Here is a 24,320-nt window from a genome sequence, read left to right on the forward strand (position 1 = left end):
TTGTTGATACAGGAGCTTGAACCCTAACTAGGCACCATACTGCTGCGTTTTTCCTCTGCATTTTTTCCTTGCAGCAGTAGCTGGTATTCCTCGGTCAAATTATTAAATTCATCATTGAGCACTTTTATTCCAAGCTTTTCCCAAGGTGTATTTTTTAATACTGGAGCATAGACCTCACCCAATTTACTCCTGAAAGTCGCAAAAATCTCCAGTGCATCATGAACCGATTCAGGGTCAATTAATCCGAGTCCTGAATGTATAGCATGATGGCAGAGTTTATAAAGAATGGATTCTTTGAGATCTTTTTTCTTCATTTGCTCCGAACACATAATATAAACTGCCAATAAAGAGTGACTCAACATACCGTTTAATCGGATACGCATATGCTTCACTAAATCTGCAACGTTGTCAGCATCTTTTTCAAATTCAAAGCGTTCAGCACAATATTCAAACACACTCATTAATTCTCTCGGTACCAGGGTTTTTGCCCAGGCTAGCATTGCATCTCCATCGTTAAACGGACCAGCAGAAGCTGCCTGAATTTCCAACTGCTTAAACATTTCCGAAATTCTGGTTTCGCAACTGACTAAAGAATTTTTCATGGATAACACAAAATGAACATAAGGAATCTGTTTTTTTATGTCATGATAGGTTTTATCTTTATTTATTTTTTCTTTTGCGTTAGATATAAATCCCTCTAATTTGAAAAAATATTGTGCCTTCTGATCGCGGACATGCGGCAAAGCTTGCCAGGTAAATTCAGTTCCTTCCGTTTTGTAGGCCTGATTTAAAAATCGATGATAGGCTTTCAAATATTCTTTTAAAGCATAAGGATGTTTCTTAAAATACTCAGACAAAGACTTGGCATCTGTGATTGTGTTCTTCTCTATATCCAGAATTTTTCGTAATTTTGTATATAAAACACTATTTTCGCGATCCCAGAAATACCATGCATTATATCCTGTATTCATTCGAAAGAATCGATCAAATATTGCCCCCATCAGAATATCTCTGCACTCCGCTTCATATTCATCACGATCAACATTTTGCGCCTTTGCTCTCTCTTCAATTTCCTCAGGTCTGGGTAGTAAGGCCATCGTTTGGATGAGAAGCGTTACATATTCCTCATTAGTTTTATAGCTTTTAGCCGCAGCTTCCGCATAATCTTTTTTTAATTTATCTAATTGCTCAAACAAATATTGATAAGTTGGCGGAGTATAGCCTCTGGCTTTTTGAACAAAATCCTTCTTTAGCGAAGCTGTTTTCTCTAACAGATGCGATAAGGGTGGCTTACGATATCCCATGAGAGCTCCTTTTAACAATAATTAAAAATGCCGCAATTCCAGCTAATCTTTTCTTCCTCGGGCTCCGCGCATAGCAATGCATGAATTAAACTTTGGGTATCCAGTGGGAAAGCTAGCCAGGTAGGGTTTAATTCCACTGTGTTTTGATTATCATTTAGCCAGGTAAAATAATGCCGCAGGGACAGCAGTGCGCGCTCATAATACTCTTTTTCGAGGTGGTGGATGTCATCCACTCCCAGGTGATTTCGCATTGCGTTAAATAAAGATTTATCCCAAATCCACTCTACCGGATTGTCGTGACGCTCCCATATAAATATATACATGCCCACTAATATATCGAATTTCAGCTTTTCACTGGCGGCTTTATAAAAATTCAGACTTTCTGCGACCAGCTTCAGAAGTTCTGCATCATTCAGATGTTGAATATTGATTCGATTTAAAGGTAAACAGGAGCCGAAAAATGTACCGAACAACCCAGTGTTATTGCTTTGAGTTAAATCCGCAGGGAGTTTTATTGCTTTTTTTTGCAGAACTTTAAAATCTGACATGGCATCCCTCCACAAGCATCCACTCGCAGCTAAAAATCAGCGACGTTGCTAATCCCAATCCATAGTTTCCTTGGGAACCTTTTTTTTTATAACAATCTGTTAAAGATTTTGCAATATAAATAGTCGATTAACTAGGTTTTTATAGGTGCAAAAAGCAAGCCAGGTAGCTACTGCCTTAAGCTAAGCTCAAATATATTAAATTGTCCTCCCCGCGAAGGCGGGGATCCATCTCTGAGCTAGCTATAATGCCAATTGAGGAATGGATTCCCGCCTTCGCGGGAATGACAAATTTCCAACTTAATGGAGTATCTCTGACTACCCCCTGAGGGAGAGGATTGAGAGTTTTTGGCATATCGAACAGACACGTCAACCACGTTGGGCAATAGCTGCGGTCAATTGCTGATGAATATTGTCAAACCCGCGATTACTCATCACCAGAATGGCATCGCCAGACTGACTGTTAATCGCTACTTCGTTGACAATTTCAGTGCTGGTAGGAAGAATTTTATAGCTAAAATTCCAGTTTTTAACCAAACCGTCCAGATTAAAATGCTGCGGCTTTAAAATAATAACCTTGTCAGCCTCTTGTAAAGCATCTCGAATTTTATCGCCATGTACGCCCATTTTCATGGTGTAAGAAGCAAATTCGAGCACAACCGTGATGCGCTTATGGCGCTGACTGTTCTTCAAAGCCTGAATGGTTTTACTGATTGCGGTCGGATGGTGGGCAAAATCATCATAAACGGTTATGCCATTCTGATCGGATTTTACTTCAAGCCGACGCTTGACTGGACGAAATGATTCGAGTGCCCTGGCTGCAACCTCTGGATTAACACCAGTATGAGAACTGGCCGCAATGGCTGCCAGACCATTTTCGACATTGAAGCGGCCTATCAACGGCCAATTCACCTCTGCCACGACCTTGCCATGATGCCAGACACGAAAAGCACGCCCGGTTTCCTCGAGTAACTCGGCACGCCATTGTGCATCGCCATTCAAAGCTAATTCTTCCAGTCGTGAAAATACCCCCCTTTCTACAACAGCATTCAGCGCTGCATCATCGCGAGGCTTGAGAACAACTCCTTTGGCAGGGATTGTTTTCAAATAATAATGAAACTGTTGCTGAATAGCCTCCAGATTGGCATAAATATCCGCATGATCAAATTCAAGATTATTTAACAAGGCGATTTCGGGACGATAATGCATGAGTTTCGGGCGTTTATCAAAATAGGCACTGTCATATTCATCAGCTTCAATAACAAACCATTTACCCTTGCCCAGACGATTGCTGGTATTAAAATTGGGAGCGACCCCACCAATCAGAAATCCTGGCTCCAGACCGGCCTGATCCAGGATATGAGCAAGCATTGATGTGGTTGTTGTTTTTCCATGAGTTCCTGCAACTGCAAGTACCCGATATCGGCTGAGAATATGCTCTGCAAGCCACTGAGGGCCAGAGGTGTAAGGTTTATCTGCATCGAGAATCGCTTCTAGTACAGGCATCCCGCGTTTAATTGCATTTCCTATGATAATACAATCTGCCTTCAATGCCATTGATGCATCATCATAACCCTCAACCCAGTCAATTCCTTTGGCTTCGAGCAAATCACTGATGGGCGGATAACAATTGGCGTCGCTGCCAGTAACGGTAAATCCCGCTTCCCTGGCCAGTAGTGCCAAAGCACTCATAAATGTACCGCTAATACCAAGTATATGTAGATGCATTTTTTCACCGGATAAAAGAAAGAGTTAGAAGGCTGAATGCCATTAATCCAAGGCAAGCTAGAATACCATTAACAAAGCTTAAATCCAAAGCATGCCGATAGATATTGGCAGTCACTAAAAATTGCCAACCGGTTAGGAAAAGTGCCGCCACTAAGTAAATTAACAGCAGAAGCAGCATAAGAAGATTGTTAATTTGCTCGCCAAGCATAATTTGCGAGAAAAAAATCAAGGGAAAGGCAAGTAAATGGATGATTAGATAGGTCACATAGAGTGAGCTGACCGTTTGGACAAGTCGTTCTGATTTTCCAGCCAGATATAAAAGAAATAAAGTATAGATAAAATAGGTCCCAAGAAGGATGGCTGCCGCCAGAAAGGGTACCTGAAAGGCCTGCTTTTTTGGGGCCACTAAAGACCACTGGACACTAACGACAATAAAAAAAAGAAGCGTCAAAATCACTAGTAAATACAATGAATACGGCGTTTGGGCCGGTGATTCTTTTAAAGTAGTTACTTTCCAATATCGCTGCAAAATATGTTTCCACATGATCATCCATTAATTCTGCGCCAAAGTCCTGATCTCGAAAAGTTTAACAGCTGAGCAGATACTTAAATTATAAGCTCTGATTAGACTATTGGGTGAACAAATCCGACTAGGCCTGTTGTTTCTTTTTTCTGAAAATTTTGTCCTGAGCGACCACCGGCTGCTTCCAGGGACCTGAAATCTTGTAGGTATAGCCGCTGATTTTCTGCATTCCCTGATTAATAATTTTACTGGCCACCCAGGTCGCTAAACCAACAACCGGCCCTCCGGCAATGGTAGCGACAATTGGCAGGCTTGCAGTGATATGCGGAGTCACCCGCAAATCGAGATTATAAAGCTGACGGGAAATATCGAGATTTCCTTTCATGCTCGCATAAGCTATTGGACCATCGATATAACTGTCCTGAGTCGTCATCATCCCCTGGGCAATGTTGAAATTGCCTTCAAATATATCAAAACTATATCCATCATTCGACAAATCACTAAAATCCAGTTTTAATCTTCTTGGTATGGTTTGCAAACTGAGAATGCTTAATAGTTTACCCAGTCCCAGTTTTTCTTCTGTATCCGAACTCAGATGAGTTATACGTCCGTTTTTGAGAATAATCGACATATTACCTTTGAGATTATCAATGGAAAAATCCTGAAAACCTCCCGTCCAGTTTCCTGAAAAGCGGATAGCTCCCTCCTGTCCCTCAACCACCGGACTAATATTAAACTGTTCCAGTCCTTTGGCCAGGTCGGTAAGTTCCACATTGCTTTGAATTTCGGTTTTACTGCCATTTTGCTGAGGGGACCATAATCCCTTTGCCGTCATTTGATAAGCAGGTGACTTCAAAGTACAAGAATCGATTTTCCAACCGGAACGGGTAGAAATCGCCTTCAAAGTCATTTTACCCAAACGCCAGTCGGCAAATCGCAAATCGTTAATGTTCAATTCCATATTGGGCATATCACTGATATCCGGATTACAGGAAGCTCCTTCAACTTTTTTATTTTGACCCAGAATCAATCGGTTGAAACTGCCTTTAATTAAATTGAATTTGGGATCATAGTTCAGGCTGGCATCCATCTCTTTCTGATTAATTCGGATAGCCCAGCTATCCTCTGGCGTTTTGCTTGCCTTGATGCCAAGATCATTATATTCATAACTACCCACAATTGCTTTTTTCAGGTGAACATTAATAAAAGTCACTAGTCCGGCTATTCCCTTTTGATTATCCGCTTTGGTTTTGGCCAACAGGTTCTGCCACTGCTGCAAATTAAACACGGGCAAAGTGCCCGCAATTTGCAGGCCCTTGATCTTCTGGTCAGCACGGCCGTTGCCAAAGAGAATACTACCCTTATCCAGATGAAACTCTTTTTTCTTTCCGGCAAAATTCAAACTCGCCGACAGGCGTTTGTCATAATCCATATTCAGTTTAACGGCTTTCTCAGGATTGAACTGAATATCCAGTGTAAGCGGTGCTTTACTCATCGAGGTTTTGCCGAATGGCGCAGGAAGATTAATACCAACACCCTGAAGATTTGTCTTGATTAGCAAATGATCCAAATCACTTGGATCGTCAGTAAGAGTCAGTGTACTTTCCAGCCAAAGATCACCCTGCATCAATGAAAATAAGGCCAGATTCAATTTATTTTTAAGCAATTCAATGCTCGTCTTCCCTTTCAGTCTGACTTCGGTATAAGGTTTACCCTTGCGCACGGATTTAATTAAAATACTGACCGGATTTTGTAAAAGCGAGGCTTTCAAGTTACTATCCAGAATGCCTTCCTGATCAAACTGCAAATTCCCGCTGACGCCGCTTAACTGCAAATCCTCCAGACTGTGATGAACTGTTACCTCATTATTATCAAAGTCCACATCGCCCAACACCAGGATCTCGTCATTTTCCGGATATAGTGGCGCTTCCAATCGAAAATCGAGGCTGAGATCACCGCTCATCTGCAGCATTTTTAATGTGGCGAGTTTCTTTTTAAGCGGAGAAGCCAAAACATAGGCCAATCCTTTTCTGGAATCTGAATTGACTTTGGCATGCAAGAGCAGGGTTTCCCGATCGTGGCCAATGTCATTGACACGAAGATTGGCCTTATCCACCATGATACCGCGTAAATTGGCATGCACCACATCGACATTAAGCGAGCGTCTGTCAATAGTAAGATAGGCCTCGATATTGCGGGTTATAGGCCAATTCCTGGCATAATACAGGTCGACTCCTCGCAGATGACCTTTAACCAGAAATTCGCCATTATTCTGATCAAATGGAAACTCTGCGACAGGGCCATGAAGATGAACTTCAGCCACCATATGATCAATTTGCTTAATTCCCTGCTTCAGCCATAAATCCAGCTTCGGCTTTAGCTTGCCTGAGGGGATGTATTTCAACCATTGCTCACCCTTATTGCCCTCCAGCTCTGCAGTCAAGTCCAGATTTCCCCTGGATTGATTACTTATGCCAGACCATTTGCCTTCGAGTTTAAGCAACAGATCGGGATGCTGCAGTACCATTCGTTCAATATCAATCGTTGTTTCCTGATCCTCTGTTTTCCAGTCAAGCGCCGCATTGGCCAGCAATAATTTGACCGGAGGCTTATCTTCAACGCGTATCACCGCATCTTCACTATCCAGTTCAAGACGACCTTGTCCTGGTTGCCATTGAAGGACACCAGAAAAATTATCAATACCGGGCACTGTTGCCGAATTTTGCCAGCCCAGCTTACTAAAACGAGAAAGAAACCAATCCGGTTGGCCCTGCTTTATCACCAGCTGTGTATCGCTCATAAAACCAATCGGATTATAGGAGCGGATACTGGAAAACTTTTCAGTCAGCTGATTTGGCAAGCTTTCCAAAGCAGAGGCAATATTGAGCTGTTTAATATAGGTCTTATAGGCGTTACTCTGCGTATCATAGCTGATTTCAAAGGAGTTTTTTGGCCACTTAGTGCCATTTAAACGTAAAACCACCTCATCGCCTGTTAGCTTCCAGCCGGACTGGGTTAATGTCCAGGCGAGGCTGGCTTTAAATTTCTGAATTGTATTTGTTTTGTCATTCAGCAGTTCTCGCCATTGAATCTGCTCTAAATTCAGTTTGGCCTGAACGGTTTGCACCTGTCCTTTTTTGATATCAATCCAGGATTTTAAATCCCCGGATCCTTTAAGGTCTTGCTGCAGATTTTGCGGCAGCAAACTGGTCCACTGTTCAAATTTCCAATCCTCTGATGCAAAATAAATCTGGCCCTCGGTCTGCGCAAGATGATAGGGATCAATGGATAAATCAGCGATCAACCGGAAACTGGTCGGCATATTCTGTTCAAGTGCCGCCTCACCGCGGATGCGGTAGCGATCCGCTTTTCTGGAAACTACCAAATTAAAGCGTTTCACTGGAATGACGCTGCCATTTTGCAGATGAATCTGGGTGGAGAAATGCTTGATAATAATTTTTTGCTGATTAAGTATCCAGGCCAGAACTGGTGTATAGACAGCAGGATCCAGTTTGAACTCTCCATTACCCAGGTTTAAGCCTTCTATTGACCATTGATTATTGTTTTGACGGATATCCAGATTCAGATCATCGACATAGAGAACACCGGGCTGTATCTGCCAATGCCACAACGAGCCCAAAAGATTAATACCTACCAGCAGATTTTTTAAATGAATAGCACCCTCTTTGCCATCGGAAACGCTGACCTGCTTCAATTTAATAACCGGCTCGAACCAGTACCATCCCGTTTCCATGGTCTGGATATGAACAGGCTCTCCTACCAGGGCAGACAAATGCTTCTCGACTTCTGTTTTATACTGCGAGGCCCAGGGAGTCAGAGCGCGAAACAGGCTGGATATCACTGCCGCAGCAATAATCAATATCGCCAAGGGTAAACGGCAGCGTTTTAAAAGTTTAGTCACCAGTTTTTTTTGAATGGGTTATTGAACCCTTACTATACCATTGCTTGAGCGCGTACTCATCACTTTCTTTCTGATCCAGACGTTCTTGCTCGCTTTTTTTCTCGTCATACAGCTTTTTCAGCAGCTCAAGCACTACATCCTGTTCTGCTTTAGCCTGAAAATAGGTTTTTTCAAGTTGCGATCGCTGTTTCGCAAGAGAAGCCAGATGCTGATTCATTTGGCCTAAGGCCTGATCCAGTTGCGTGATAAATTCGATACGGTTTCGCATACGCCCGATTTCGCAACCAGCATTGCCCAACTGATGCAACTGCTCCACATAATCCTGACGATAGACCAGTAATTGCTCATGTTTGGTTTTGCCGGCATGAAACTGATCCCGAGCCAGCTGCCAGTTTTTTGCAGCTTCCAAAACTGCCTGCTCTCTGATTTTAAGAATTTGCAGCAGCTGATTAATAGGTGCCTGACTCATAGTTTATTTTTCCAAAATTGCTGCCAACTCCCTTAGCTTTGACAAACTTTCCTCTTGATTAACGCACTGATTCATATCCTGAGAAATATAGTCTCTTATCTGATCGCGGCAAAGTATCGCCTTATCCAATTGCTTGTCTGTTCCCTTTGTATAAGCCCCCAGCAGGATCATATCCTTATTTTTTTCATAAATAGACAGATATTTTTTTAAAACAAGCATAGCCTTTATCTGGCTTTGCGGCACAATGTTTGGCATAACCCGGCTGATGGATGCCTCAAGATCAATTGCGGGATATTGCCCTGCTTCCGCGAGGCTTCTGTTTAATACAATATGTCCATCCAGAATCGCACGGGCGGCATCTGCAATGGGATCCTGCTGATCGTCCCCTTCTGTAAGAACAGTATAGAATGCAGTGATTGAACCTCTCCCTGGCATGGCATTTCCTGCTCGTTCGATCAATTGAGGGAGTTTGGCAAATACCGAAGGTGGATAGCCTTTGGTTGCCGGGGGTTCGCCTATAGACAATGCAATTTCCCTTTGTGCCTGTGCAAAACGAGTCAGAGAATCCATCAGCAACAATACATGCTTGCCCTGATCCCGATAATATTCCGCGATACTGGTAGCAACCATTGCGCCATGCAGACGCATCAAGGGACTTTCATCAGCCGGTGCAGCGATCACAACTGCCCGTTTTAAACCCATTTCGCCAAGATTAGTTTCAATGAATTCTTTTACCTCGCGCCCGCGCTCTCCAATTAAACCGACCACCACCAGGTCAGCAGCAGTGAATCGGCTCATCATGCCCAGCAATACTGATTTACCGACGCCGCTGCCGGCAAACAGGCCAATTCGCTGACCTCGCCCAATGGTTAGCAAGCCGTTAATTGCTCGAATCCCGACATCAAGTACTGTATCAATGTTAGCTCTTTTTAAAGGATTGACGGGGGCACTAATGAGAGGATAATTCTCAATAATTTCAAGCTTTTCCCCGCCATCAATCGCTTCTCCCGCCCCATTCAGAACTCGGCCCAACAGCTGGGCTCCTACTCTTACCTCAGCAATCCGCCCGGTGGGCGTTATGAGCATGCCAGGAGCAATTCCCTGAGTATGACTAATCGACATCAGATAGGAGGCATCATCATCAAAACCGACAATTTCTGCCTCAACACGCTCTGAAGCAGACAATTTGACCCAGCATAATGCTCCTACAGGTTGTTGAAATCCGCGGGCTTCAAGAGTTAAGCCTACCGCGCGGCTTATTCTGCCGCGTCGAAGCAAACCGCTTGCAGAGCGTTTTCTTAATCGTTTTAAAAGTGGAACCAGGCGGGATTCATAATGAATCATAGAAATCATCCAGGGAATTATCATCACTTGAAGGGATGCTCATTTCCAGACTGAACTGCTCAGAAAATAATTGTGCAAATCGCGCTTTAAGCCGCCCATCAAGCTCAGTGTAGGCACCCTTTAAATAGAAATCCCCGCGCATCAGATTAGCATCTTCTTGTAAAATATCGGTGATTACTGCTACTTTTTGCTTATCCAAATGATTTTTTAACCATTCGACGTCCAAAGGATGCATGGTCAGCTGCTTATTTCCTTTAACGGACGGCAATTCCTTCTTAATCTCTTCAACCAGACACAAAACCTTCTCAGGATTACAACTCAACTCAAGCCCGATGCAGGATTCACAAATCCAGAAAATGGTTTGCACAATTTCGTCACAGACTTCCTTATCCAGCAAACGGATGGGGTTTTGAAAAAAATCAATCCATTCCAGTAATCTGGATTTGAGCGACTCTATTTCAGAAACAGCATTTGCCATGCCTTCCTTATATCCCGCCAAGCGAGCCTCTTCCCGTAAACGCTGGCACTCCGCCTCAAAAATTGCCTGTGTATCAACCGGTGAGGGCGGCGATTCGGATACAGGTGCTTTTAAATCCCAGGGGCAAAATTCATTTTGACTGGCGTTTTCATGGAAGGGTTCAAACTCTTTTTCCATTCGCTGTCATCCCTAACTCCAACAGACATGCGGGCTAGTATCACAAAAAAAAACTTTGAAAACAAATTAATTTTAGTGAATGCAATTGCATGTAGTTGAATCATTTCTGATCTTTATCGAATCACTTAAGCAAATATTAAGCATTGAAAGCTTATAATAATTAGAAGCGGTTTATAAGCACTGAGGGGACAATGGCTATTACGCTCAAAAATCTTGAGTCCATTGACCAATCCATTCAAAAAGAATTTGAACAATGGATTAAAAGCCATGTGCCTGAAACTGTCAAAGATACCGACCAGATAAAAACATCCCAGTATAGCATCTTGAACTACCCTGCGTTATGGTCCGGCGCACGGTTGTTTGAAACACGAATCAACGCAGCTAAAAGCAAGGAAAAACCTGCTTCTGAGTCAATTGAAGAACTCATTGAAAAATCTAAAAAAGCAAACAAGAAAGACGAGAAGGCTTTAAAAGAGATCCTTGCTTTTGAAAAATTATTCAAAAAGCAATCTGAATATTTTAAAGAAAAAGCACTGATTCAATTTGTTAACAAAACCATCGATGATCTATCCATCGCCAATGACGATGCAGCCAAATCAATTAATCAGATTAAAGATAAAATACGAAATCTTTTTTCAGCCAATGCCTTACTGAAATTACAAAGGCGATATGATTGCCTGCAAACTCATCGACAAATCAGTTTACTTTGTCAGGAATTGCGCACTTTTGCGGATGCAAAAAATAAAGACGCCCTCGAAACGATTATTCAGCTGGAAGTCTTGGGAAAACGAGTCATCGATGGACAATATGAACATGCCAAAAAAATGACCCTGACGGAGGCTATTGGCTACGATGTGGCTACAGCAACCTCTTTAATCGGATGGGTCACTGGCTTTCCAGCAGCCATTCTCGGTTTGGCAGGAATCTTTTTTCCACCCTTGCTTGTACCTGCCGGGATCATCGGTACTATAAGCTTCATATCCTACGCAGCCTCTATTATTTCAGTTGCCAATATGGCGCATCAGGCCTTTGCCTATGGCCGCTCTCCCCACCCCAGAGACTTTTGGTGGATGGTCATGGATGTGGTTCTGGCACCGGTAAACCTGGCCGGTGGTGCTATCTTTTCCTCATTCGCCAATTTGGCAAAACCAATTAAGCATCTACCGAATGTGATCAATGTAGTTGGCGACTGGTGGAATAATGTATTTTCGAATATTCTGCCTGATGTATTTTTTGTTAAAGACTCCTATGAAGATAGCAAAAAGATTGGGGCCACCTATACTGCTCGCGGCCAGTTACGAAATTCGCCCACGGCCAGTTCCTGGAAGCAAATGGCAAGCGCTCTTTCGCAAATGGAAAGTGACGCAGCGTCAAAAATCCGAAATACTAAAGAAGAAATTGCTCTGGTAAAAGCAGACAGCAAACTCAGACCTGTAACATCAGAAGTGGTTCAGGACAAGGAATCCTTGTTAAAAAATCTCAAAGAGCAGCTTGATGATTCTCCTGATTTTAAGAATATTCATCAGGCCCTGGACGATTATTTCGGACTGGAAAGCAAACTACCCAAATCACATCAGTATGTTAATACTAAAGAGTATCGGGAAGAAATTTATCGCAAATCCTGTGCTCTGGTTAATCTTCTTGAAGCCTGTAATCAACTGACCAGCGGTAATCAGGAACTGGCTGAACCCCAGGGGCTTATCAATCAAATTGCTCAGAATGCCAGAGTGATTGAACAGCATTTGAATAATACTTATCAGAAATTACTGAGCTCCCGACCCGCTGGCGAAACCGCAGCTCACAGCAGAGACTTTGCTTTCGTCAGATTATCCAGTCCTGCAGAAAGTCTGCAATTTACGAAAAGTCATCAGGCGGGGATTCTTCTTTGGGATAAGGGATTCATGGGCACCAGAATATCCAGGGAGGCTGAGGCTGTTTTAAAGGCAGTAAAAGCTTATAAAGAGTTAGATCCTGATGTGTCCAGAACTCTGCGGTTATCTGCATTAAATGCTATTGCTGAGCAATGCAAAAATTATATCGACCTCAATAAAGCTAATCCAAAGAAAGGAAGACTCCAGTATGTGGAAAAACTTGCTGAAACAGTGAAGAATGAAAAAGCAGCCCTGGAAGAGTTTTCAGCAGAAGAGCCCGTACTGGTGGAGTTTAAAGCAAAATAAGTTATTCTCTTCACCAAATAGCTCTAAATCATCTCATCCCCTCCTTTCGTTCCCAGTGCAATCTTCCCTTCTTCGGCAAGACTTCGTGCCAATGCAAGAATATCGCGCTGCGCTTTCTCAACCTCACTAACCTTAACAGGACCTTGCATTTCCAAATCATCTCGTAATAAATCAGCAGCCCGCTTTGACATATTACCAAATATCTTGTCTTTCACCGGTTCCGTAGTGCCTTTCAATGCCAATAAAAGTTGCTCGGAGGGTATATCACGAAGAAGGGTTTGCACGCTGCGATTATCCATATCTACAAGGTTTTCAAAGACAAACATTTTGTCTTTTATCTTCTCACAGATTTCCTGATCCCAGGCGTTTATTTTTTCAAGCACTTCTTCTTCTACGGAGCCTTCCAGAAAATTGATAACATCAGCTACTGTTTTAATGCCTCCTACTGAAGCTGTTTTACTAATTTTTTGTCCGCTTAATTGCTTTTCAATCACTTTACCAAGCTCAGAAATTGCCTCTGGCTTGACGGTATCAATCGTGCACATGCGCAAAAGCACCTCTGCGCGTTTCTCGCCCGTGAAATAGCTGACCACTTCGGCAGCCTGCTCGCTATCCAGGTGAATTAAAATGGTAGCGATAATTTGTGGATGTTCGTTGCGGATTACATCTGCTATAGAGCGTCCATCAAGCCATTTTAATCGGTTCAGACCGCTGTCTTTATCAGAAACTAAAATCCGGTCGATAAAGGGCGTGGCTCTCTCCTCACCCAGTGCATTGATTAATACCGTACGAAGATAGTTTTCCGCATCGACGGTGAGGCTGGTTTGTTCTTCTATAGCGTTTAAAAATTCTCCCAGCACATTTTGCATTTTTGCCTTACTGACACTGCTCAAAGTCGAGATTGCCATTCCGACCTTTTGAACCTGACGAGGCTCCAGATGTTTTAACACTTCAGCAGCATTTTTTTCCCCCATGCCGAGTAATAAAATGGCCGCTCTTTCTATTCCATCCATAACATTATCCTCGATCTACCCAGGTCTTGACCACCTGCGCAACCCGCTTTGGTTCTTTATCCACCACTTGGCGCAATAAAGCCAGTTGCGTTTCATAGTCATTGGCATTTGAAGGCAGCATGCCTTGCCCCTGATAGGTCAGTTCACTTTGCTGCTCTTCCTCAACCTCTTCAGAACGGTTGCTTGCAAGGGTTTTGAATAAAGGACGAAACACTCCGAATACCAGACCAAGAACAAATAAGCCCCCTAAACTCTGCTTTACAATGGACCAAAATGTGCTGGTCTGCCAAAAATGGGGTTCAGGGATAGGTTCAATAGGATCAGGTTTTACAAAATTACTATTCACTACATTAAGACTATCGCCTCTTTCGGTATTAAGACCGATTGCGTCTGAAACCAGCGCCTTGACCTGATCCAGCTCTTTAGCCGTTAAGGGCTTTAATACCATTTTTTTGGTTTTCGGATCCAGCACCGGGCGGTTATCAATCAACACAGCCACAGTTAAACGTTTAATACTGCCAGGCTGATTTTTGGTGTGGCTCACAGTCTTGTCCAGCTCAAAATTCTTGACTACTTGTTTCTGCATATCATTGGAATCGGTTTGCTCTTGACTGGCCGGGGTTGGGGTGTTGGGCGCATTTTTATTTTGCCCTTTGCCCTGTAAATTAGCGTTCTTTGGAGGAGAGTTAGAGAGTGAACCGGCAACCCCGCCTGCATTGGCTGTTTTGCGCTGCTCTTCTACCAGCTGCTCACTACGTACCGCACCGCCATCAGGATTATAGAGCTCCTGAGTCTGCTCGAAATCGGTAAAATCGATATCTGCTGAAACTTTGGCCTTCACTTTTCCAAAACCAAGCAAGGGCGTTAAAATGTCCTGTATTTTCTGAGCGTATTGCTGCTCCAGAGTCTGACGGTAATCAAGATATTTTTCGGAACTGCTGAACACAGAACCGCCACCACCCTCATTTAATAATTGCCCATTTTGATCAACAACAGTTACTCTGCTTGCCGACAAGTTGGGAATACTCGAGGCAACCAGGTTAATAATGGATGCAATCGCCTGTTTTTTTAACTCCACACCGGGATAAATATCAATGAATACTGAAGCGCTGGGTTCGCGGCTATCGCGTACGAAAGCCGATTCCCGTGGAATGGCCAGGTGAACACGCGCCGATTTAATATCATGCAACTGGCTGATGGTTCTGGCTAACTCGGCCTCCAGTGCCTGTTTGTATCGGGCATTTTCCATGAATTGGCTGGTGGTAAATGTATTTCCATTAGCAAATAATTCCGAGATTGGGTTATTACCACGCGGCAAGCCTTCGGCAGCCAGTTTTAAGCGGGCAGTCTGCACATCGCTGCTGGGAACCATGATGGTGCCATAGGTTTCATCCAGCTTGAAAGGAATCGCGTTACGTTGCAATGTATCCATCACATCGGTTGAATCACGCGGACTTAACTGGCTGTACAACGGCATATAACTCGGCGTGCGTGACCAGAGAACAACAGCAACACCAATTGCCACACTCGCTGCAAGGCCAATCATCAGGCCTAATTGTTTGGCAATGGGTAAGCGGGTAAACTTTGTGGCCGCATTGGCCGCAGTATCAGCCAAGGCCATGACATACTCCTGTCATTATTAACTTACTTCCTGTATAGATTGCCCGGATTAGACCGGCATATTCATAATATCCTGATAAGCCTGAACCAGTTTGTTTCTGACTCTAAGTGTTGCTTCAAAAGCTATATTCGATTTTTGGGCTGCTATCATAACATCCCCCAGGCTTACATTGGCAGCGCCCACCTCAAACTGGTTTCGCAAATGATCAGCCGTCTGACTCAACTGATTAACCTCTCCCATCGCATTGTGAAAAATGTCACCAAAAGAGGTCGTAGCAGGAGTCAGTTCGGGGGCTTTTCCCTGCGCTTCAGCAGCCATGACTCGCATTTGATTGAACAGTGAAACCGTATTCACATCAGTCATTTCTTTTTACCTGCGTTTTTATTTAACTGATACAATCCGGGCTTGTGCCAGATTACACCTCATATCCTTCTTCTCTCATCTTGGCTAATTTGTACCTTAATGTTCTTTCGCTGACACCAAGCGCTCCAGCGACCTGCTGACGATTACCATTATAATCTTTCAATGTTTTTTCGATAAGATCATATTCGTGATTCTGAAGGTTTTTTGCCTCTGTCTTTTTAACCGGTTTGTCCTTGTTTAAATCCGGTAATTGCAGGTGAGCTATTTCAATCACCCCATGCGTTTGCAAGACAAGCGCTCTTTGCACCACGTTGTCCAGCTCTCTGGCATTTCCTGGCCAGGAATAATGCAATAAGGCCTGTCTTGCTTCTTCACTCAGCACAGGAATTACAGGAAAATTATCCTGACAATGGCGTCTAATCAAATAATTTGCAAGCGGAATGATGTCGCAAATCCGTTCCCGAAGCGGCAGCCAGTGGAGGGGAAACACATTCAGGCGATAATAAAGGTCTTCTCTGAAACGCCCCGCTTTTACTTCTTCCAATAAATGACGATTGCTGGTAGCAAGTACTCTCACATCAAGATTGATCATCTTGTTGGAACCTATGCGCTCCACCTCTTTTTCCTGCAGAACCCGCAGCAATTTGGCCTGCAGAGCAAGACTCATCTCACTGACTTCATCGAGTAGCAGCGTGCCTTCCTGGGCCTGTTCAAATTTTCCGGGTGTTGATTTATAGGCTCCGGTAAACGCCCCTTTTTCATAACCGAACAAAGTAGCTTCAAGCATTTGCTCGGGAATCGCAGCACAGTTTATCGCCACAAACGGTTTTTGTGCGCGCGGTGAATGATCATGGATGAAATGGGCAAGAACTTCCTTGCCCGTTCCACTTTCTCCACTAATCATTACGCCCACATCCGACTGCGCCACGCGTAAAGCCATAGAAAGCAATGCCTGGCTCTTAGGATCCATCGCAATGGGCTGGGAATCATCTTGCATAAAGGCTGGTTTAATATAGCGATTGATTTTTTCGGCCAGTAAATTAGCGCTAAATGGCTTTTGAAGATAATCAACGGCGCCATTGCGCATAGCACTGACCGCGTCTTCAACAGACGCATAGGCGGTCATCAGAATCACCGGAACGCCGGGATTGCGCCTTTGTATCTCCGCAAGAAGCTGCTGTCCGTCAACCCGATCCATTCGTACATCACTGAGTACAATGGCGGGACTATGTTTTTCCAGCATGGCCAGTGCTTCTTTACCGTCTTTGGCAGACAAATAGGAATGACCTGCCAGGTTCATTGTTTCTGCCAGTGCTTCCCGCAACACTGGGTCATCTTCTACAATTAACACATCGCCCATACCTATTCCTCAATTAATCGTTACCAATAAATGATAACGATATCTGTTCATAGAATCTAAACATGTCATAAAAAACAAGATGCTTCAATAACTAAATGAAAGTAATCATTATTTACCATGGGATATCCAACTCAATCGTCGAACCCTCTCCCTCTGATGTCTGTATTGTTGCCCGCCCCTTATGAGCAGCCGCAGCTGCTTTGACAATGGCTAAACCCAGACCTGTACCCTGAGCACGCGTGGTAAAAAAGGGCGAAAAAACCTGAGCTTTGACTTCCTCAGACATCCCCTTACCATCATCATTTACTCTGATTACAAAGCCGGAGTTGCCTTCATTCGGCAGCATGTCGACTCTAATATGCCGAGCTTCCGCCTGAAGACTGTTATTTACCAGATTTAATACAGCTCCAATCAGGGCTTCTTCGTGCAACAGACATCGGCGTGCAGGTAGTTGGTTATTTATTTTCCATTGTACAGTTTTATCTTCTAACAAGATATATATTCTTTCCTCTAATACCTTGCCCCATTGCTGAAGATCAAGAGACTGCTTTTCCAGGCGCTCTCCACGGGCAAACAGCAATAACTCCTCAATTTGCTGCTCAATAGCACTATGGCAGGCCTGCAGCCTTGATAACCACAGCTGGCTGCGCTCCTCAAGTTTTTGTGTAGTACTCAGATGTTCGGTGTATAACATAGCTGAAGCCAGAGGGGTTCTAATCTGATGGGCAAGCTGCGCAGTCATACGTCCGAGCGTCATAAGCTGATTCTGATTTTCCCTGGCATGTTCATATTCACGGGTAGCGGTGAAATCGGTAAGAATAATTAACTCCCCTGGCGGGGTGGAAAGTGATGAAATGGATAGATGTACGCGGCGGCCATTGACAAGAGAGACTTCCAGACCGTCATCTTCTTTGGGGGCAAACACCTTATCGATAACACCTCGCCACTCTTGCCCGGTCATATCTTCTTCAAGAAGATCGATGGCAGCCTGATTCATCCAGGCAATAAGGCCCTGACTGTTCAAAACAATTAGTCCTGTAGGCACACAGGATAGAATTTCTTTGATTGAGATTTCGGATAACATGCGCTGGTTTGCGTTAATAATTAATTATTGAATGTATCAAAACTTAATTAAACTAAACAGAGCTTTGGAAATTATCCTTTTTTCCTATACTCCTCATCCAGCTGGCGGAGAAATTTAAGCTTTTCTGCGATTTTAATTTCTAAGCCTCTCGGAACCGGAACATACCAGTGCGGTTCTTTCATTCCTTCAGGCAAATAACTTTCACCTGCTGCATACCCATGAGGCTCATCATGCGCGTAACGGTATTGCTGACCATAACCGAGCTTCTGCATAAGAGCTGTGGGCGCATTGCGGATGTGCAGTGGAACTTCCCGCGATTTATCTTTTTTAATAAAATCTCTGGCTTGATTATAAGCCATATACCCTGCATTGCTTTTTGCTGCAACAGCGAGATAAATCACGGCTTGCGCCAGTGCCAGTTCTCCCTCGGGAGAACCCAGACGCTCGTAAGTTGCCGCTGCGTCATTGGCAATCTGCATGGCTTTGGGATCGGCAAGACCAATATCCTCCCAGGCCATGCGAACAATACGTCTTGATAAATAATAGGGATCCACCCCTCCATCAAGCATGCGGCACAGCCAATACAAGGCCGCATCGGGATGAGAGCCGCGCACGGATTTATGTAAAGCGGAGATCTGATCATAGAAATTCTCACCACCTTTATCAAAACGTCGCGCCGCGGGGGTGAGCATTCTCAGCAACTGCTCATGGTCGATTAAAGAATGGCCTTCCAGTTTGGCAGCGGAATCAATCTGCTCGAGAAAATTATATAAACGCCTGCCGTCGCCATCCGCCATTGAAGTGAGAGCCGCCAGTGCTTCTGCATCAAATTGAATCTTGATAAAGCCCTTATCCTGTGCACGCTTAACCAGCAGCCCGAGTTCCTCTTCACTTAAGGATTTCAATACATAAACCTGTGCTCGGGAAAGCAAGGCATTATTGACTTCAAACGAAGGATTTTCAGTAGTCGCACCAATAAAAGTGACCAGACCTGACTCAGTGAAGGGTAGCAAGGCATCCTGCTGTGATTTATTAAAGCGATGAATCTCGTCAATAAATAAAATAGTCTGACGCTGGTGATATCGATTTCGTTCGGCTTGTTCGACTGCCGCCCTGATATCTTTCACACCGGCTAATACCGCTGATAAGGCTATCCATTCACAATCAAAGGCCTTCGCTGCGAGGCGCGCAAGGGTGGTTTTACCGACTCCGGGCGGTCCCCAGAAAATCATGGAATGCGGTTTGCCTGAGCTAAAAGCGAGACGCAGCGGCTTGCCTTCCCCCAGAAGATGGGTTTGGCCAACAACTTCTTGCCAAACTTCAGGCCTCATTCGTTCGGCAAGCGGGGTATGGGATTGCTCTGCAAATAGGTTCATTGTTCGACTACGTCAACACCTTTAGGCGGCTTAAATTGGAACAGACTGCTTGCCAAACTGGGATTATTTTTAATATTAGACAATTGAACGCTGGTGTGCTGCCCTAATTGATCAAATAATTCAATATTAGTTAATTTATCGCCCTTGAAAACCAGTTTAAGCTGTTGAAAATTCTCCTTCGGCGATTTAGCTTTAAGACTATAAACCTGTTTACTGCCGTCAACAGCGGCGCTCACATCAAAATCACGGGTAACGGTATTATCATAACCGCTTAAAAATAAACCGGCCGTACCGCCCAGCCCCTTCTGTTGTTTTTTTACAGTGACCTGCTCAAGATCGACATCATAAACCCACATTTTTTTACTGTCAGCAATGACTAATTGCTCCATTGGATCCTTGGTCTCCCAACGAAATTTGCCGGGTCTTGACAACGCCATTGTGCCAGAAGTCTGTGAAACTTCTCGCTTACCTGCTTTTACTACCTGATTAAAACTGGCACTCATAGTTTTTAGAGCATTCAGTTTTTCCTGCAGTTCCTCACCGGGTGATTGACTAAAGGCTGTGTTCATTAAAAAGCATAATGCGATACTCATTAATTTTTTCATACTTATTCCTCATTGACAGACGATACCAGGACATCACGAAATCCCCCTTCAAGAGGACCCACTATGCCTGTTCTTTCCATTTCTTCAACCAGCCTCGCAGCCCGGTTGTAGCCTATCTTCAAACGGCGCTGAACCGAGGAGATGCTGGCTTTACGGGTTTGAAGCACAAACTCAACTGCCTGATCATAGAGCGGATCAGAATCCTCTGTATTCTGACCGCCTCCTTCTTCCCCTGGCCCTTCAGAAGGATCGAAGGTTTGAGTAATCTCATCGATGTATTCTGGTTCTCCACGTGAGCGCCAGTCATCTGCGACACGATGCACTTCCATATCATCGACAAATGCTCCATGAACGCGCAGGGGTGCCCCGGTTCCAGGCGCGAGATATAACATATCCCCATGTCCCAATAACTGCTCCGCTCCCTGCTGGTCAAGAATAGTGCGCGAGTCAATTTTTGAAGACACCTGAAATGACATTCTGGTCGGGATATTGGATTTAATCAAACCGGTTAACACATCGACAGAAGGCCTTTGAGTCGCCAGAATCAGATGAATTCCCGCCGCTCTGGCCTTTTGAGCAATCCGGGCGATTAATTGCTCAACTTTTTTACCGACAACCATCATCATGTCGGCGAGCTCATCAATGACCACTACAATATAGGGCAAATGCTGAAGCGCTGGAGCCTGTTCATCCACTGAATCGCTGGGTTTCCAGGTAGGATCTGTCAGCACTTCACCGGCTGCTGCAGCCTCAGTAAGCTTGTTATTAAAACCTGCGAGATTGCGAACGCCCATAGCCGCCATTAAACGGTAACGGCGCTCCATTTCGGCAACGCACCAGCGCAGGGCACTGGCGGCTTCCTTCATATCGGTCACCACTGGAGTCAATAAATGAGGAATACCGTCATAAACTGACAGTTCCAGCATTTTGGGATCCACCATAATGAGACGCACCTGATCGGGAGATGCTTTGAAGAGCAGACTTAAGATCATGGCGTTAATTCCCACTGATTTACCTGATCCAGTGGTTCCTGCAACCAGAAGGTGAGGCATTTTTGCCAGATCGACCACCATAGGATGTCCGGCAATATCCACGCCCAAAGCTAAAGCCAAAGGCGAATGAGCCTGCTGGTAGGTGTCGGATATTAATACGTCTGATAAACGGACCATGTCGCGATGCTGATTGGGCAGTTCAAGACCCACAACAGTTTTGCCCGGTATCACTTCAACAACCCGCACACTGGTCACTGATAATGAGCGAGCCAAATCCTTGGCCAGGGCACTCAGCTTGCTCACTTTAATGCCTGCAGCCAATTGCAATTCGAAACGGGTAATAACCGGTCCCGGGTGCACAGCAACCACATCGGCCTGGATGCCAAAATCGAGTAAATGCTGTTCTACTTCCCGGGACAATCCTTCCAGCTCCTGATGGGTAAATCCTCCCATTACTTTGCCTGGCTGTCCCTTGTCCAGTAAAGATAGTGAGGGCAATCCAGGTGTAACCGGCGGTTTACTGGCCTTGGGCTCTCTGGCTGCTTTAGTCACAGGTAATGTATCCAGTGCAGGACCAGAAACTGATGCAGTTGCTGGAACAGAACTTAATGCCGCTACAGCAGCAATGGAGGGCTCGACTGGTTTTTTTTCTTCTACAGAGACAGATGACGGCATTAACACAGGTATATTTTTATCTCTGGTCTCTCTTTTTTCTTTCTTTTCTCTAATCAGAGAGCGGCTGACTACAGCTTGTCCGGCTGATTCTTCGGCTTCCTTGCGAGCGGGTAAATAGTTTGTCAGCGATCTCAGGCCGGCAATCATTCGACTGATTGCCCGACTGCTTGTACCAAGCCCTCTCACTGTTTTTCTTCCCAGCTCAAGCGTGTAATATCCCAGTGATTCTACTGTCTGAATCCAGGAAATGCCGGTGAGAAATGTTACTCCCACCAGTAAAATCGCTAATAAAAGTAATGTCGCTCCATGCAAATTCAAGGCATAGTTAAATCCATCGGCAATGAAGTTTCCAAGCACGCCCCCTGCGCTTTGTGAGCCGTCAATAGCAGTGATACCGGGTTCCAGACTTAGCAGGCTGCACCCGCCAATCATCAGAAAAATCAAACCGCTGCCTCGAATCATCAGACTAAAACGGCTAATCGCTTTAAACGCTTTCTGATCCTGCATAATGGCCCAGGCCAGGTAGGCAATACACACTGGCAGGATGTAGGCAAAATAGCCAAAAAGAAGATAAAGAGTATCTGCAATATAGGCGCCTACCGTACCACCGGCATTGGCAATCGGCACATGGCTGCGCGGCACATGCGTCCAGCCGGGATCAGTCACACTATAGGTTGCCAGTGAGAGCCAGATAAACAGCGAACAGGTTAATACGAGAATAAAACTACCCTCGCTAATCCGATTTCGTATAAATGGTGGCAGGTTTTTTTTAAGGGCACCAGTTTGCCGCCCGGATTCTTGTTTTGCCATAGCTATTTTAAAATCTGTGTTTTTGTCATACCATTTGCCATCTTACCATAATTCGCGAGGAAGGCAGAGATGATTAATCGCAATCACCATCGCCTGATAATTCTTGGCTCAGGCCCGGCAGGCTATACCGCGGCTGTCTATGCAGCACGCGCCAATTTAAACCCCGTATTAATCACTGGCATGCAGCCAGGAGGACAGCTTACCACAACTACCGATGTGGACAACTGGCCAGGAGACATCGAAGGCCTGCAAGGCCCGGCACTGATGGATCGCATGCAAAAACACGCAGAGCGCTTCGACACCAAAATTATTTTTGATCACATCGTGAAAGCGGATCTTGGTCAAAAACCATTCCTTCTCCAGGGTGACAGCGAATCCTATACCTGCGATGCGCTGATCATAGCCACCGGCGCCTCTGCCCGCTATCTGGGTCTTGAGTCGGAAAGTACCTACCAGGGACGCGGTGTTTCCGCTTGTGCGACCTGCGACGGATTCTTTTACCGCAACAAAACCGTTTGCGTCATAGGGGGCGGTAACACCGCTGTTGAAGAGGCACTTTATTTATCCAATATTGCGGCTTCTGTTACGCTTATCCATCGCCGCGATAGCCTAAGAGCAGAAAAAATTCTGCAGGATCGTCTGTTCGAAAAGGCCGAGCACGGCAATATCAAATTACTTTGGCATAACACACTGGATGAGGTAATCGGTGACGGCATGAAAGTAACCGGCGCTCGTGTCCGCAATGTTGACACCGGTGAAATTCAAACGCTCAATCTTGACGGTGTTTTTATTGCCATTGGACATGATCCCAATACCAGCCTGTTTAAAGGCCAACTGGATATGAAAGAAAATGGCTATCTGATTATTCGCTCAGGTTTGGAGGGTATGGCCACGGCAACTTCTATTCCCGGTGTGTTTGCCTGTGGGGACGTGGCTGATCACGTGTATAGACAAGCCATTACGTCTGCCGGATTTGGCTGCATGGCGGCCCTGGATGCCGAAAAATATCTGGATGATCTGGGAGAATAACTATTTCTGATTTTTCTGAAGACGGTGAAGACTATTCATTCCCTGATCCGGAAAGCAGTGATAAACAGGGATTATTAGCAATTGGCGGCGATCTGTCGCCTGCACGATTGCTATCTGCCTATCGCCAGGGAATATTTCCCTGGTACGAACGTGGATGCCCTATTCTTTGGTGGTCCCCTAATCCCCGACTGATTCTTTATCCCCAGCAATTCAAATTAAGCCGCAGTCTTGGAAAGAGCCTGAAACAACCCCATGAATTGAGAATTGATTCTGATTTTAAAGCGGTGATTCAGGCCTGCGCAACGGTAGAAGCCCGCGAAAATAACACCTGGATAACCAAGGAGATGCAAGCAGCCTATATCCATTTGTCTGATATGGGATTTGCTCACAGTTTTGAAATCTGGCGTGAAAACCGCTTAATTGGCGGGCTCTACGGCATTAGTATTGGAAAAGCGTTTTTTGGTGAATCCATGTTTCACTATGAACAGGACGCTTCCAAAATGGCGATGTATTATCTTAGCCAGACCCTTTTAACTCAGCATTTCGATTTTATCGATTGCCAATTACCCACAGCTCATCTGATAAGCCTTGGAGGCACTATTATCAGCCGCAAGGAATTTCTGCACCGGCTTAAAGAGGCCATGCAACATCCTACACTTCGGGGGAGCTGGGCTAAATTGGCCAGTAACGATTCAACCAGCCTCTTTGAGTAAGGAAGAGGTACT

At 44.7% G+C, this 24,320-nt stretch carries 19 protein-coding genes; 3 read left to right on the forward strand and 16 right to left on the reverse strand.

Annotation, left to right across the window (positions count from 1 at the left end; genetic code table 11):
• Window positions 1-23 precede the first annotated feature (23 nt).
• The 8 genes from B1207_RS01630 to B1207_RS01665 all read right to left on the reverse strand — a co-directional run bounded on the left by B1207_RS01630 (window position 24) and on the right by B1207_RS01665 (window position 10,490).
• Window positions 24-1,196 (reverse strand): hypothetical protein, encoded by a 1,173-nt coding sequence (locus B1207_RS01630; protein WP_146739995.1) that lies wholly within the window; start codon window positions 1,194-1,196, stop codon window positions 24-26.
• 119 nt (window positions 1,197-1,315) lie between these two features.
• Window positions 1,316-1,852, reverse strand: coding sequence for a hypothetical protein (locus B1207_RS01635; protein WP_112218245.1), 537 nt, complete (start codon window positions 1,850-1,852; stop codon window positions 1,316-1,318).
• 366 nt (window positions 1,853-2,218) lie between these two features.
• Window positions 2,219-3,577 carry a UDP-N-acetylmuramate:L-alanyl-gamma-D-glutamyl-meso-diaminopimelate ligase gene (gene mpl, locus B1207_RS01640; protein WP_112218246.1) on the reverse strand — a complete coding sequence of 453 codons (1,359 nt, stop codon included), beginning with the start codon at window positions 3,575-3,577 and terminating at the stop codon, window positions 2,219-2,221.
• 4 nt (window positions 3,578-3,581) lie between these two features.
• A complete protein-coding gene (locus B1207_RS01645; protein WP_112218247.1) occupies window positions 3,582-4,121 on the reverse strand; it encodes a hypothetical protein in 540 nt (179 codons plus the stop codon).
• 106 nt (window positions 4,122-4,227) lie between these two features.
• Entirely contained in the window at window positions 4,228-8,022 is a 3,795-nt protein-coding gene (locus tag B1207_RS01650) for a YhdP family protein (RefSeq protein WP_172458060.1), read from the reverse strand.
• The gene (locus tag B1207_RS01655) at window positions 8,015-8,491 is read right to left on the reverse strand and encodes a flagellar export protein FliJ (RefSeq protein ID WP_112218249.1); all 477 of its coding nucleotides are present in this window, start codon (window positions 8,489-8,491) and stop codon (window positions 8,015-8,017) included. The genes B1207_RS01650 and B1207_RS01655 overlap by 8 nt, the downstream gene beginning before the upstream one ends.
• A gap of 3 nt (window positions 8,492-8,494) precedes the next feature.
• Window positions 8,495-9,835 (reverse strand): flagellar protein export ATPase FliI, encoded by a 1,341-nt coding sequence (gene fliI / locus B1207_RS01660; RefSeq protein WP_112218250.1) that lies wholly within the window; start codon window positions 9,833-9,835, stop codon window positions 8,495-8,497.
• Window positions 9,822-10,490 carry a flagellar assembly protein FliH gene (locus B1207_RS01665; protein WP_112218251.1) on the reverse strand — a complete coding sequence of 223 codons (669 nt, stop codon included), beginning with the start codon at window positions 10,488-10,490 and terminating at the stop codon, window positions 9,822-9,824. Before B1207_RS01665 ends, fliI begins: the two co-directional genes overlap by 14 nt.
• A 191-nt stretch (window positions 10,491-10,681) precedes the next feature.
• Between B1207_RS01665 and B1207_RS01670 the strand changes: the two genes are divergently transcribed.
• Window positions 10,682-12,667, forward strand: coding sequence for a hypothetical protein (locus B1207_RS01670; protein ID WP_112218252.1), 1,986 nt, complete (start codon window positions 10,682-10,684; stop codon window positions 12,665-12,667).
• Between the two features lie 23 nt (window positions 12,668-12,690).
• Here the strand turns inward: B1207_RS01670 and fliG are convergent, their stop codons facing one another.
• The 8 genes from fliG to B1207_RS01710 form a co-directional block, all read right to left on the reverse strand.
• Window positions 12,691-13,680, reverse strand: a complete 990-nt coding sequence (gene fliG, locus B1207_RS01675; protein WP_058507509.1) for a flagellar motor switch protein FliG — start codon at window positions 13,678-13,680, stop codon at window positions 12,691-12,693.
• A gap of 4 nt (window positions 13,681-13,684) precedes the next feature.
• A complete protein-coding gene (gene fliF / locus B1207_RS01680) occupies window positions 13,685-15,301 on the reverse strand; it encodes a flagellar basal-body MS-ring/collar protein FliF (RefSeq protein ID WP_112218253.1) in 1,617 nt (538 codons plus the stop codon).
• 48 nt (window positions 15,302-15,349) lie between these two features.
• On the reverse strand, window positions 15,350-15,664 hold the full coding sequence (fliE, locus tag B1207_RS01685; protein ID WP_058507511.1) for a flagellar hook-basal body complex protein FliE: 315 nt from the start codon (window positions 15,662-15,664) through the stop codon (window positions 15,350-15,352).
• A gap of 52 nt (window positions 15,665-15,716) precedes the next feature.
• Entirely contained in the window at window positions 15,717-17,024 is a 1,308-nt protein-coding gene (locus tag B1207_RS01690; protein ID WP_112218254.1) for a sigma-54-dependent transcriptional regulator, read from the reverse strand.
• A 112-nt stretch (window positions 17,025-17,136) separates the two neighbouring features.
• Window positions 17,137-18,108: a sensor histidine kinase gene (locus B1207_RS01695; protein WP_112218255.1), complete on the reverse strand. Its 972-nt coding sequence runs from the start codon at window positions 18,106-18,108 to the stop codon at window positions 17,137-17,139.
• A 71-nt stretch (window positions 18,109-18,179) separates the two neighbouring features.
• A complete protein-coding gene (locus B1207_RS01700) occupies window positions 18,180-19,484 on the reverse strand; it encodes a replication-associated recombination protein A (protein WP_112218256.1) in 1,305 nt (434 codons plus the stop codon).
• Window positions 19,481-20,089 (reverse strand): outer membrane lipoprotein chaperone LolA, encoded by a 609-nt coding sequence (lolA, locus tag B1207_RS01705; protein ID WP_112218257.1) that lies wholly within the window; start codon window positions 20,087-20,089, stop codon window positions 19,481-19,483. Before lolA ends, B1207_RS01700 begins: the two co-directional genes overlap by 4 nt.
• A 2-nt stretch (window positions 20,090-20,091) precedes the next feature.
• A complete protein-coding gene (locus tag B1207_RS01710; RefSeq protein WP_112218258.1) occupies window positions 20,092-22,566 on the reverse strand; it encodes a DNA translocase FtsK in 2,475 nt (824 codons plus the stop codon).
• 69 nt (window positions 22,567-22,635) lie between these two features.
• On the opposite strand from B1207_RS01710, the gene trxB reads away from it, so the two are divergent.
• Both trxB and aat read left to right on the forward strand, forming a co-directional pair.
• Window positions 22,636-23,595, forward strand: a complete 960-nt coding sequence (gene trxB / locus B1207_RS01715; protein WP_112218259.1) for a thioredoxin-disulfide reductase — start codon at window positions 22,636-22,638, stop codon at window positions 23,593-23,595.
• Window positions 23,596-23,597: 2 nt separating this feature from the next.
• Window positions 23,598-24,308, forward strand: coding sequence for a leucyl/phenylalanyl-tRNA--protein transferase (gene aat / locus B1207_RS01720; RefSeq protein ID WP_112218260.1), 711 nt, complete (start codon window positions 23,598-23,600; stop codon window positions 24,306-24,308).
• The last annotated feature ends 12 nt before the right edge of the window (window positions 24,309-24,320 follow it).

It is taken from the genome of Legionella quinlivanii (assembly GCF_003265995.1).
GTDB classification, from domain to species: Bacteria; Pseudomonadota; Gammaproteobacteria; order Legionellales; family Legionellaceae; genus Legionella_C; species Legionella_C quinlivanii_A.